Annotated in this window: 7 protein-coding genes; all 7 read left to right on the top strand. The window is 41.6% G+C overall.

Annotated features, from left to right (window positions below; genetic code table 11):
* The first annotated feature begins 2 nt into the window (after positions 1-2).
* The 7 genes from NXV01_RS06355 to NXV01_RS06325 all read left to right on the top strand — a co-directional run bounded on the left by NXV01_RS06355 (position 3) and on the right by NXV01_RS06325 (position 13,723).
* Positions 3-2,810, top strand: coding sequence for a TonB-dependent receptor (locus NXV01_RS06355; protein WP_148364136.1), 2,808 nt, complete (start codon positions 3-5; stop codon positions 2,808-2,810).
* Between the two features lie 4 nt (positions 2,811-2,814).
* Complete coding sequence (locus tag NXV01_RS06350) at positions 2,815-4,569, top strand: RagB/SusD family nutrient uptake outer membrane protein (RefSeq protein WP_259021977.1); 1,755 nt, start codon at positions 2,815-2,817, stop codon at positions 4,567-4,569.
* Positions 4,570-4,601: 32 nt separating this feature from the next.
* Entirely contained in the window at positions 4,602-7,718 is a 3,117-nt protein-coding gene (locus NXV01_RS06345; RefSeq protein WP_259021974.1) for a TonB-dependent receptor, read from the top strand.
* A gap of 19 nt (positions 7,719-7,737) precedes the next feature.
* Entirely contained in the window at positions 7,738-9,447 is a 1,710-nt protein-coding gene (locus NXV01_RS06340; protein ID WP_148364139.1) for a RagB/SusD family nutrient uptake outer membrane protein, read from the top strand.
* A gap of 34 nt (positions 9,448-9,481) precedes the next feature.
* Positions 9,482-10,423 carry a hypothetical protein gene (locus NXV01_RS06335; protein ID WP_148364140.1) on the top strand — a complete coding sequence of 314 codons (942 nt, stop codon included), beginning with the start codon at positions 9,482-9,484 and terminating at the stop codon, positions 10,421-10,423.
* A gap of 240 nt (positions 10,424-10,663) precedes the next feature.
* The gene (locus NXV01_RS06330) at positions 10,664-12,025 is read left to right on the top strand and encodes a sulfatase (RefSeq protein ID WP_195648897.1); all 1,362 of its coding nucleotides are present in this window, start codon (positions 10,664-10,666) and stop codon (positions 12,023-12,025) included.
* A 12-nt stretch (positions 12,026-12,037) separates the two neighbouring features.
* Entirely contained in the window at positions 12,038-13,723 is a 1,686-nt protein-coding gene (locus NXV01_RS06325; protein WP_148364142.1) for an arylsulfatase, read from the top strand.
* The last annotated feature ends 51 nt before the right edge of the window (positions 13,724-13,774 follow it).

Genomic DNA, 13,774 nt, shown 5'->3' with positions numbered 1-13,774 from the left:
GTATGAAGTTCTTAAGAGAAATTTTGTTAGTTGGACTATTACCCGGTTTTCTTATAAGCCAGGCACAAAATGTCCAAAACAAAGAAGATTTACCTTTAGATTTAGGTTATCGTGTACTTCCTATGGGAGATTATAACGGTTCAGCCTACACTATCTCGGGTAAACAGTTACGTAATCTACCCGTTACAAATCTTTCGGCAGTATTAGCAGGATTGGTACCTGGTTATTTTGCCCGGCAGGTCCAAGGTGGTGGATTGGTGAATGAACAGAATTCATTCTGGATAAGAGGACAGAGAAGTAATTCATCCGATGTGCTAGTACTGGTTGATGGACAAGAACGGGATTTTGCTGTTTTGTCATCACACGAAGTAGAATCAATTACCGTATTGAAAGATGCTGCAGCAACAGCTTTATATGGAATGCGTGCAGGCAGTGGAGCTATTCTGGTTACAACCCGTAAAGGAATAAAAGGGAAACCACAGGTTGAATTAACAGCTCAAATAATAGCTCAACAGCCACTTAAAGAGTTAGAGTCATTAAATGCAGCCGATTACGCAAGACAGCATAACATTGCCCGTCACAATGACAATATGGATCCACTGTATTCCAACTATGACATTATGAATTATGCAAACAATGACCCTAATTCCATATTGTATCCCAATGTAGATTGGGCCGATAAATACTTGAAAGATACCCGATGGAGCCAGCGCTATAATCTTAATATCCAAGGAGGGACTGAAAAAAGTACATATTTCGTGAATGCAATGTACACTCGTAACAATGGCTACTTCAATACGGATGATTCACATGATTATAGTACCAATCACTCTGCCGAACGGTTTAATATCCGTTCCAATATTGATTTTGCTGTAACTCGCACCACCCAACTGGACGTAAATTTGTATGGCTGGTATCAAAGCCAGAACGGGCCTGGCAGTGGAGCCGAAAACATTTATAAAAACCTGGTCACATTACCGCAAGGAATCTTCCCTGAATGGTACAGTGATCAAGGGTATACAGATCAATACGGCAATATTATCAATACAGAAGATGGAAAAATTGTAGCAGGAAATGCATTCCGTGAAAATCCATGGGCAATGCTAAACCGCTCCGGTTACTTCCAGGACAAACAATTGTATGGTTCTTTCCGTACGAAACTCTCACAGGATCTTTCCTTCATAACAGAGGGATTAAAAGCTTCTATTGCTTTATCTATGGATTCACGCACAGTTTCTTCTATCAGACGTACAATAACTTTCGCATATTACGAAAAGGACGCCACGAATGAGAACGTTCTCCGCCGGACCCGCGAGGATGACTCGATGATAAACAAGGTAGATAATACCAGTTCTTTCCGCCGGACCGGTATCGTGGCTCAATTAGATTATAACCGTACCTTTGGAAAACATGGAGTTTCGGCTTTAGCTTTCTATGAACAATATGAAAGCAATGATGAAATGGTATTACCAACCCGCTTCCAAAGCGTAAACGGTTGGTTCGGCTATAATTATGATAAAAGATATGGCATCGATGTTATCGGAGCTTATCAGGGTTCTCACAAATTTGGTCCGGGACACAAATTCGGTTTCTTCCCTACAGTATCTGCCGGATGGACTGTTTCTAACGAGTCCTTTTGGAAAGATGTTCAAAAATTAGTGCCCTACCTGAAACTAAAAGCATCTTATGGACAAGTCGGCAACTCATCGGGTGTAGATGCCTTTTATTACAGGGGACGTATGTGGCCGCAAAACGATGTCTACATCACAGGGGTAAACATGGGAACAAAACTTGGAGGATATATTCAGGATATACTTCCAAATCCCGGACTGACTTGGGAAAAAGCAAGAATTCTGAACATCGGAATAGATACCAGACTATTTTCAGACCACCTATCTGTTACAGCTGAATTTTTCAAGGACAACCGTCATGATATGTACGTAGTTAATAATAAAATCAGCTCTCTTGTCGGTAATGTAAAAGAATTTAAGCAGAATATAGGCAAGATCAATAGCCATGGAGTAGACTTATCTGCCATGTGGAATTCAAATATCGCAGATTGGAGCTATTTCATAGGAGGTACATTCTCTTATTCCACGAATGAGCTGATTGCAAATGGCGAAGTAGATCAGCCATACGAATGGTTGAAGAATCAGGGACGTCCTTTGGGAGAAAACCGAGGATACATCGCAAAAGGCTTTTTTAACTCTTGGGAAGAAATAGCAGCCTCTCCTGTACAAACATTCTCTGATGTCCAACCAGGCGATGTACGTTATGAAGATATAAACAAAGACGGACAGATCGATGTAAACGATATGATACCTATCGGATATGGAGATATTCCCAGAATGATGTATGGCATTAATCTAGGAGTCGGCTACAAAGGATTTTCGATCACCGCATTGTTTCAGGGAGCAGCAAAAGTCTCTCATCAATATTCGGACATCGTAATGAATCCTTTTACAGACAACGGAACCATATTTGAGCATCAACTTGATTATTGGACACCCGAACACCAGAATGCAGCATTCCCACGTTTAACAACACTGGACAATGCCAATCTTAACAACAGGCAGATAAGTACATTAAATGTGAAAGATGCTGATTTCTTAAGATTGAAAACGTTGGAAGTTTCTTATGACTTTCCTGTAAAAATGATACAGAAAATCCATCTTAAGGGATTGAGACTTTTCCTTAGCGGAACGAATCTGATTACCTGGACAAAATATAAATGGGTTGATCCTGAAGCGCCTTCACTGGCGGCTCCTTTGACGAGAAACATGAGTATAGGTTGTTCCTTAAAATTCTGATAGCATGAAAAAATCGATAATTTATTTAGCAATAAGCGCAACACTTACACTTTCTGGTTGTGATTATCTGGATGACATGCCCTATGACTGGGCACAACCTGATGATATTTTTACGAATGAGCAGAACTATCTGAAACCTATCAATCAGGTTTATGCATATATTCCCGAAGGCTTCAACCACGTAGGAAATGCCTTTTTAGATGCAGCCACTAATGATGGAATAAGCACAATCATAGATTCGGATATCCATAAGTTGTCTCGTGGATATATCACTTCTTCAAATCCGATTGAAGAATGCTGGAATAATTCATACAAGGGAATCCAACAAGCTGTTTTTGCTCGCAAGTATTTGCGTGAAGCCGACTTGGTGTTACAAAATAAGACAGAAGAAGATATCCAAGCATTTAAGGACACTTATTGTGCGGAAACTGAATGTTTACAGGCCTTATTTGAGTTTAACCTGTTAAGACACTACGGAGGTTTTCCTATTGTCGATCGTATTTATGAAGTCGACGATCCTGAACTGCAAACAAAAGCAAGAGACTCTTTCAAGGACTGTGTCAATCACATCGTACAGTTGTGTGAGAGTGCTGCCGCTGTGTTGAAAGTTGACCCGGAAGGTGGGAATGGTTCTTATGGCCGTATGACTAAAGGAATGGCACTTGCCATTAAAGCCAAGACGTTACTCTACGCTGCAAGCCCACTCTATAACAGAACAGATAATAATGACCCAGTACTAGGGTATACTGACGGCTCGGATGTGACAGAACGCTGGCAACTTGCCGCCAAAGCTTGTGCAGATGTAATTAACCTGAATGCAGATGGAACTATAAACCCAAATGGAAATAAGAAATATAGCCTGATAGCTCTTACTGCTGCTAAAACGTATGATAAGATCTTTATCCATGCTAACCCTAATCAGGAATACATATTGTTCTACACAGCTGCCAAAGACAATGCTCTGGAAAACAGGCATTATCCCCCTACTATTTCCAAAGATCAGGGAGGAGGTACAGTACCTTCACAGCAATTAATCGATGCATTTACTATGAAAGATGGAAGTAATTATACCCATTCTTCTGATGGCGAGAACATGTATAATAACAGAGACCCACGTCTGGCAGCAATTATTGGATATGACGGTTCGGTTTATGGAAAGAATACCATCTATACGCGAATTAGTGATAATATAACCATAGACGGACTCAACCAAGTGAAAAACCGTTCGACCAATACTGGGTATTATTTGGCTAAGTTCCTGGACAAAACCCTGAACTTCGGACAGGCTAATGTAGGTACTGTTTTCCACTTATTCCCGATGATTCGCTTATCTGATATCCTACTTTCCTACGCAGAAGCCATGCATCACGCTTACGGCATGAATGCGGACCCTGAAGGCTATGGTTTGACAGCAATAGAAGCCGTACAGAAAATACGTTCCAGAGCCGGATTCGGAACAGATGATAAATTTCTTAATGGGGTGACAGATGATAACTTCATGGAAAAGGTGAAGCAAGAACGTCGTATCGAACTCTGTTTTGAAGAACATCGTTACTTTGATTTGCGACGTTGGATGGATGGCAATCAACTAAGAGAACCTATTGTCGGAATGAAAGTAGAAGAAAATGTTTCCGGACTTCATTATACTCGCTTTACAGTAGATGAAGCACGCAATTTTAAGGATTACATGTATTATCATCCCATTCCTCTGAAAGTAATCAAGGAAAGCCCTTCCATTCAACAAAATCCGGGTTGGTAATGGGGATCAAAACTATTTAATAGATAGAAAACATGAAAAAAATAATAATATTATTCATATGCTTAACCAGTTCCATCTGGCATGTCTATGCACAAACCAAAGTTAGCGGAATTGTCAAAGATGCCCAAGGAATGGAGATGATTGGCGCTACTGTCCTTCAGAAAGGGACTAATAATGGAATAGTGACTGGTTTGGATGGCAAATTTACTCTTACATTGTCCAACGAAGCAGAACAGACAATTCTTATCTCAATGATTGGCTTTATTGAACAATCTATTGCCATAAAAAAGAATCATCCTTTTATCAATGTCACTTTAGAAGAAGATGTTGCGCAATTGGATGAAGTCGTTGTTGTAGGATATGGCACACAGAAAAAAGTATCTCTCACCGGTTCCATTTCTAATGTCGGGACGCAAGACTTGAAAAGTATGCCTGTATCAAGTGTCACAAATGCTTTAGGCGGCCGCATCCCGGGACTAGTAACCCGACAGGAAAGCGGACGTCCCGGTGGCGATCAGGCTACGATGTTTGTTCGTGGTCGCGCTTCATTGAACGATTCTAGCCCCTTGGTACTGATTGACGGGGTAGAACGCCCTATGGCACAAATCGACCCTGATGATATTGAAACCATCTCCGTGTTAAAGGATGCTTCTGCAACGGCGGTATACGGTGTACGAGGAGCAAATGGTGTGATACTGGTGACTACCCGACGAGGTCGTGAAGGAGAAACTCAAATTTCTTTCTCGTCTGAATTCGGTGTTACTTCCTTCAATCGTATATCTCAAACTCTAAGTGCAGAATCCGTTTCAAGATTCATGCGTGAAGGTGCTATCAATGACGGCTTTGACCCTTCCGATACTGGTAATACCCGAGGCCTTTTTCTTTCAGAATACGATAACTATCTCTATCGTACCCAAAAAAGTCCGTTCACACACCCGGACAATGACTTTGTAGATATGTTTACGAAGAATGGTTTCCAACAAAAATACAACGTCAACTTATCCGGTGGAAACAAGACAGTACGCTACTTTGTCTCTGTGGGATACTTTACTCAAACAGGTATGTTTGAGACAGATGTGGACAAAATTAAAGAACACGAAACGATACAAGCTCTTTTAGCAGCCTCACCAGATGTAGCAAAAGGCTTGTACAAAGAAGGCTATAATTCAGAATACAGGTACAATAGGCTCACTACCCGTTCAAATATCGATATCAATCTGACTGAAGATTTTAAAGTATCCGTGAATCTTGCTTATCGTTTCGGAAGTCAGAACCGTCCCTATGGCTACGATGCTGATGGACAGGAAGCCATGCGTTTGTTCGGTATGTTCTACCGCAATTCTCCTCAAGCATTCCCCATCTTGAATGCGAATGGTACCTATGCCGCTGCCGATGGGATATGGAGACAAAATCCACTCGTAACGTTATGTTATACAGGTTTTTTTCTTGATTTCAACAATAAGCTTGAGACAGATTTTGCTTTCAAATATAACCTAAGGAAACTGTTAAAAGGATTAAGTATAGACGGAAAGTTCTCTTACGATGCCGGTTGGAGCAATAACCGCAGCATACAGCAGCGTCCCAATATCTATCAATATAATCCTGTAAACGAAACCTATAAACAAGGGCTTGAAATGGTGTTGCCAACAAAAGCCACTAACAAAACGGCAGCTACACACCGTAAGTATATTGAAGCAGCAGTTCGCTATAAACAGTCCTTCTCCGGACATAACGTATCCGGACTGGCACTTTATAATATGAGTTACACCTCCACCCCTGGCGGACGCTATTCTTACGTGCCTCATATCTATCAGGCTTTAGTAGGACGTGTAAACTATGATTATGAAAATCGCTATCTGCTCGAAGTTAACGCAGGTTATAACGGTTCAAACCGTTTTGCGGAAGGACACCGTTATCAGCTCTTCCCTGCAGCATCAATGGGATGGGTACTGACTAATGAACCTTTCTTTAAAGAAAACCCTATCTTAAGTTTTACTAAACTACGCTTCTCTTATGGTGAAGTTGGTAATGACAAGCTGGGAGGCTTCTCTTACTATTATCGTTCAGGATATGATGAAGGATTAGGGTACACTTTTGGAGAGACACACAATCCTGCGATTAAAGGTCTGATTCAAGGAAAAAGTGCCAATGAAAACATCACATGGGAAGTTGCACGGAAATACAACTTAGGACTTGAGACAAAATGGCTGAAAGACAAAATATCTGCCAGTATCGACTTTTTTAAAGAACGTCGCAGTAACATCTTATGTGAACCGGAAAGATATTCTCAGGCAGCCGGTTCAAACGGACTGGCTCCCATAAACTATGGTGTCGTAACAAATCAGGGATATGATCTGGAAATAGGATATCAAGATCAAAAAGGAGATTTTGGATATTCCGTAAAAGGGATTTACGGATATGCCCACAATGAGATTGTAGAGAAAAGTGAATCAGTGAAACCCTATTCCTATATGTCACAAACCGGCAATCCTATCGGACAGTTTATCGGCTATATTTCCGACGGATTCTTCAGTTCTTATGAAGACATAGCAAGTTCTCCCGTTCAATTCGGACAAGTAAGCCGACCAGGAGATATTAAATACAAAGATTTGAATCATGACGGAGTGATCGATTCCAACGACCAGGCTCCTATCGGTTACAATCCGGTGCCCGAGATGACCTTTTCTCTTGCCGCCGGTATGAACTGGAAAGGATTTGATTTTAGCATATTACTTCAGGGAGCTGCCCGTTCATCTATCTATCTGCAACAAGATATTGCATGGGATAATTTCTGGGGGAATTATTACGAAGAGCATATCGGAAGATGGACACCGGAGACAGCGGCAACAGCAACATATCCACGTTTCACAAAAGCAGCCACTGCCGCACATCCTAATTATTATAAATCCGACTATTGGTTGAAAGACTCCAAATACTTGCGTCTGAAAAACATTCAGTTAGGCTACACTATACCTCGCAAACTATTGAAAAAATTCGGAGTACGTTCACTTAGAGTATATGCGAATGCCTACAATCTCTTTACATGGGATAACGTAAAAAAGGTAGACCCTGAATCATCGAACAATAGCAATGGACAATTCTATCCACAACAAAAAGTAATAAATTTTGGTATCAACCTGAATTTCTAATGTTTGAAATGAATAATTTATGAGAAAACTATTTATATCCTTTGTAACGGCTGTCCTGCTTACCAGTTGTAGTGCAGATAGCCTGATGAAAGAAACCGAACTGGATCTTACAGATACAGAGAAAGTTTATTCGGACATTACCTTGACCCGCAAAGTTGCATACGACTTGTATGCACGTATGCGCATGGGGAGAGACCGCCTGGGCAGCTTTGGCTTTTTGGCAAACATTGGCGGTTCACCTTGTATGCTTGACAACGCAACAGACGATGGAGCCGGAAATACAACCCGTGCCGGAGGTGCAGTCATTCCCGAACTCGAAAAATTTATCAAGGGAGGAATTGATGCTTCCAAAGGTTTGATTGGCGGTGACCATCCCTGGATATTCTACTATAAGGCCATTCGTTCTGCAAACACCTTCCTAAACAACGTAGACCGTTCACCTCTGGAGAATGCAGAGAAGATCTCCTTGAAAAATCAAGTACGTTTTCTGCGTGCATTGTATCACCACGAACTGTTTCGTTTCTACGGAGCATTAGTAATCGGAGACAAAGAACTCGATCCGTTGCTTTATGATGAAATCAAACGTGAATCGTTAGAGACCACCGTCCGTTGGATTACTAATGAATTCAAAGAACTTGCAGAACCGGGAGTATTGCCGGACAAATACGATGCGGCAGACTACGGAAGAGCTACCCGGGGAGCAGCCCTAGGCTATCTGGCACGCACATTACTTTATGCAGCAAGTCCCTTACACAATGCGTCCGGAGTGACCTGGAGGGAAGCTGCTGATGCTGCCTACGATATGATTGAATATTCTGACAACGGAGATTTCTATCGTTTATATGAAGATCCGACCACTCCGGAAAAGAGCTACACACGATTATTCAATACTCGTGCCAATGGTGAGGTAATCATGGGATTTCTCCGCGCACCGGCAAATGATCTTTACGGAATGATGCCTGCCTTTGACCCCTGGAATGTAAATAAGGAGCTACTGACTTGCCCGGACCAATGGTTGGTAGATTGTTATGATATGCTCGACGGTTCACAGCCCATTCTCGGTTACGAATCAAATACGAAAGCCATCATCAACCCGAATTCCGGTTACAATGAAAATTCTCCTTATGCTAACAGGGATCCCCGTTTGGCGCAAAGCATTCTATGTGATGGTGCTACCTGGCCTCTGGTCAACGGTAAGCCAGCTACAATAGACCTGTCAAAATCATATAGATGGGGAAGCGGATACTTCCTGACAAAGTTCCTGGATGACCGTATCGATCATCGAAAAGGTGGTACCACTTACATGGACTTTCCAATGATGAGATATGCAGAAATCCTGCTTGATTATGCAGAAGCCGAGAATGAAGCTGAAGATACGAACACAGCCAGAGAGAAAGCAATAGCCCAACTTAACAGGATCCGTCGCCGTGCCGGTATCACGACAGACTTACTGGCCGCAGATTATAATCAGGCAACCCTTCGGGAACGCATACGCAAAGAACGCCGTGTAGAACTTTGTTTTGAAGATCATCGATTCTTTGATATAAGAAGATGGCTGATAGCAAAAGATGTAATGAGATTACCGGCTGTCGGAATAAAGAAAATTAACGGTGAATATCAACGGGTAACTTTAGATACACGTAATTATAACGAGCGTATGAACTTGGCTCCAATACCACAGGATGAAGTTAATAACTGCCCGAATATCTACCAGAATCCGGGATACTAATCTAAATAGAATGTTTACTTAAAAAAATAAAGTCATGAAAACAAATAGTATAATTGCATTAATTCTGTCAATCAGTTTATTCGGACTATTTAGCTGCGCAGATAAATATGAAGTTGATTATGAAGCACCTGTCAAGATTGAATTTGCAGATGTCGATCAGAACAATAGAGTATCATTAGAGAAAGGAGTTGCAGAATACACGGCAACTGTCAAAGTACAGGGAGAGATCATGAGTTTTGAAATCTACCAGGCAGATTCCAAAACCGGAATGCAAGGAAATCTGATAGAAGAAACTGCCCAGTCATTTGCAGACGGAACCACTAATTATGAGACAAGTTACAAGTTTACTTCTTTAAAAGAAAATGCCTGTATTACAGTAGTCGTTCTAGGTGCCGACGGTCATACGTACCAACGCAACTTATTGGTAGAGATTACTCCTTCCGTTTTATTCTCCGATCCGGATTACGGAAAAGATGGAGAAATAGTAGAGACAGCCTCGGCCTACTATGGTTGTTATTATGCAACATGGCTTCTTGGACGCACCTATATGGCTGCTGATGCCATGAAATATACAAACGAAGTAGATTTCTCACTCGGAGATGTTATCTTGTCTTCGGGAAGTGAAGCAGTACCTGCTTTTGTTTCACCAGCTAAAAGAAGTGAGTATGGTTTGATGACAATTAGCGGTTTACAACATACATTATTTGCTGAAACCTCTTTATCACAAGCGGAATTTAATGCAATCTCCCAGGTAGATGCAACTCCGATAGAAAGTCTGGCAGATCCGACCTCCGAAGTTTTAGCTATTCAAGCAAATAAAGTTTACTTGTTCAAAACAGCTAATGGAAAGAAAGGATTGATTTGCATACAAAAAATAACAGCAAAAACTGGTACAATCGAAGTGTCACCGGATAATTGGGTAGAAAACACTAAATACTCATGGGTACAATTACTGACTAAAACTGTGGCAAAGTAAAGCTCCCATTCAAGATACTCTCTCCAATGACAGTACCATAGAATAATTAGAAGAATAGAGAAGTTTTCGGTTTCTACGAGCTTCTCTATTCCTGTTTTATCAACAGAAGAAAGGAGAAATCTATCATTCTACCATTTTTTTTCCTTTATTGATTAGTATTTTTCCTTCCTTCTCTGATATCTTCCCTACTTTTGCGGAAAGTCATCACGAAAAACTGAAGTTAATTAAATCAAAATAATTATGAACTTAAAAAAACATTTACCCTGGTTGGGAGCCCTCCTCCCCATTGCTAACACACAAGCTGAAACAAAACCCAATGTAGTAATTATCTATATCGATGATATGGGTATCGGTGATATCGGTTGCTATGGAGGTAAATTCGCTCCTACTCCTAATATTGATAAATTGGCACAGGACGGATTATTATTCAATCAGTATTATTCTTCTGCGCCGGTTAGTTCTCCATCCCGCTGCGGACTGACAACAGGTCTATTTCCTCTTGAAGTGGGAATCAACACTTTCCTGAACGACAAAGCGAGCAATAGGAAATGCGAACAACGTAACTTCCTTGATGATAAGTTGCCTTCAATGGCACGTGCTTTCCAAAATGCAGGTTACTCAACAGGACATATCGGAAAATGGCACATGGGAGGCGGACGCGACGTACATGATGCTCCTTCTATTAAGAATTACGGTTTTGATGAATACATTTCAACTTACGAGAGCCCGGATCCGGAACCCGCAATCACTGCTACTAAGTGGATATGGTCGGATAAAGACAGTGTGAAACGCTGGAGACGTACCGAATACTTTGTAGATAAAAGTATTGAGTTTGTAAAACATCACAAAGATGAGCCTTTCTTCCTGAACCTATGGCCGGATGACATGCACACCCCTTGGGTACCGGAATTCAAACAAAAGGAAAGAAAAAGCTGGGAAACACAGGAAGCGTTTGCACCCGTACTTGCGGAAATGGATAAACAGCTCGGACGTTTTATCAAAGCACTGGATGAGTTGGGACTGGCGGAAAACACAATCATTATTTTCACCAGTGACAATGGTCCCGCACCTAGCTTCAAATCTGTACGCTCCGCTTATCTGAGGGGAACTAAAAATAGTCTTTATGAAGGCGGTATCCGCATGCCGTTCATCGTCAGATATCCTAAGAAGATTAAAGCCGGACAGGTAAATAATGAGTCTGTATTATGTGCCGTAGATTTATATCCGACTTTATGTTCAGTAGCGGGAATCAAAACTGAAAAAGGCTACAAAGGTGATGGGCAGAACTATGCAAAAGTTCTTCTCGGAAAATCGGAAGCTAAACGCAAGACTGATTTAATGTGGGATTTCGGAAGAAACAAATTCTTCATGTTCCCCGGAAATGCTTATGATAAAAGCCCTCATTTAGCTATACGTAGCGGAAAATGGAAATTATTAGTGAATGGTGACGGAAGTGATGCACAACTATATGACATGGAAAAGGATAAGTTTGAAAAGAGCAATATCGCAAGTGAGCATCCTGATCTGGTTGCCAAGTTGAGCAAAAAGGTATGCCAATGGTATGCCGAAAACAAGGACAAAGGATTACAAACCTCTAATTAAACAATAATATTCATGAATTCTAAAGCTTTTATTCTGCCGGCGGCGCTAATGATAGCCGGCAACACTGCAGCAAACGCCAAAGGAAAAAAGTCTGATCAGAGACCTAATATCCTGGTAATTCTTGCAGATGACCTCGGCTATTCCGATTTGGGATGCTACGGTAGTGAAATTCACACACCTAATCTGGACAAACTGGCAAAACAAGGAGTACGTTTCAATCATTTCTATAACACCAGTCGGAGCTGTCCGACACGTGCTTCCTTATTAACAGGACTTTATCAACATCAGGCAGGAATCGGACGAATGACTTTCGATGACCACCTGCCGGGATACCGGGGTACACTATCACGCAATGCAGTTACCATTGCTGAAGTATTGAAAGAATCAGGATATGCAACCAGCATGGTAGGTAAATGGCATATCGCCGAGACTCCCTTACGCAAAGACCAACGCGAATGGCTCGCACACCACGTATACCACGAAACCTACTCTGACCTCTGTCATTATCCGGTGAATCGAGGATTTGACACCCATTATGGTACGATTTATGGAGTGGTAGATTATTTTGATCCATTCAGTCTAGTAGAAGGAGAAGTACCCGTAAAAGAAGTACCCGACGGATATTACATCACACAGGCACTTTCAGACCGTGCAGTGAAAGAAGTGAAAGAGTATGCCAAAGACGATAAACCATTCTTTATGTACCTGGCTTACACAGCACCACACTGGCCGTTGCACGCATTGCCGGAAGATATTGAGAAATACAAGGATACCTATAAAGTAGGTTGGGAAGCCATCCGTAATGCACGTTACGAACGTCAGAAACAACTGGGTATATTCCCTGACATGGATAATTTCCTGTCTGACAGACAGTTCAAAGATAAATGGGAAGATAATCCACATGCTGAATGGGATGCTCGCGCCATGGCTGTTCATGCTGCCATGATCGACCGTATGGACCAGGGAATAGGACAAGTAATCGATGCTCTGGAAAAGACAGGACAGCTTGAAAACACATTGATTCTATTCCTTTCCGATAACGGATGCAGCAATGAAAATTGTCAGAACTACTCTCCTGGAGAAAACGACCGTCCTGACATGACACGTAAAGGGGAGAAAATGGTTTATCCTCATAACAAAGAAGTACTACCCGGACCGGAAACAACTTATGCTTCACTGGGAGCACGTTGGGCAAACGTAGCCAATACACCGTTCCGTTTCTGGAAAGCTAAATCTTATGAAGGAGGTATCTGTACTCCGATGATTGCTCACTGGCCGAAAGGTATCAAGAAGAATGTCGGCAAGATGACTCCTGAAATCGGGCATGTGATGGATATTATGGCAACCTGTATCGATATGGCGGGAGCTACTTATCCTACCAAATACAAAGGAAACGACATCATTCCATTAGAAGGTAAGAGCTTGGTTCCTATTTTCAAAAACGGACATCGTGAAGGACACGACTATTTGGGATTCGAGCATTACAATGAACGTGCATTTCTTTCTAAAGATGGATGGAAGCTGGTTCGTCCGGGAGAAAACGCTAAATGGGAGTTATACAACCTGAATGAAGACCGGAGCGAAATGCATAATCTGGCAGCGCAACACCCTGAAAAAGTAGCGGAAATGACAAAAGCTTACGAAGCGTGGGCGAAACGTTGTATGGTAGAACCTTATCCGGGACAAAAAAAGAAATAAAAAGCATTCAATTGATTATTTTATAAAAGACTCCTGCCGCAATATCATAAG

This window comes from Bacteroides sp. BFG-606 (assembly GCF_024788145.1).
Classification (GTDB): domain Bacteria; phylum Bacteroidota; class Bacteroidia; order Bacteroidales; family Bacteroidaceae; genus Bacteroides; species Bacteroides vicugnae.
The sequence above is the reverse complement of the archived record's forward strand: the minus strand, read 5'-3'. Positions and strand labels throughout refer to the sequence as shown.

Coding starts and splice junctions, on each gene's coding strand:
- NXV01_RS06355 (WP_148364136.1), top strand. CDS start 3: ATGAAGTTCTTAAGAGAAATTTTGTTAGTTGGACTATTACCCGGTTTT.
- NXV01_RS06350 (WP_259021977.1), top strand. CDS start 2,815: ATGAAAAAATCGATAATTTATTTAGCAATAAGCGCAACACTTACACTT.
- NXV01_RS06345 (WP_259021974.1), top strand. CDS start 4,602: ATGAAAAAAATAATAATATTATTCATATGCTTAACCAGTTCCATCTGG.
- NXV01_RS06340 (WP_148364139.1), top strand. CDS start 7,738: ATGAGAAAACTATTTATATCCTTTGTAACGGCTGTCCTGCTTACCAGT.
- NXV01_RS06335 (WP_148364140.1), top strand. CDS start 9,482: ATGAAAACAAATAGTATAATTGCATTAATTCTGTCAATCAGTTTATTC.
- NXV01_RS06330 (WP_195648897.1), top strand. CDS start 10,664: ATGAACTTAAAAAAACATTTACCCTGGTTGGGAGCCCTCCTCCCCATT.
- NXV01_RS06325 (WP_148364142.1), top strand. CDS start 12,038: ATGAATTCTAAAGCTTTTATTCTGCCGGCGGCGCTAATGATAGCCGGC.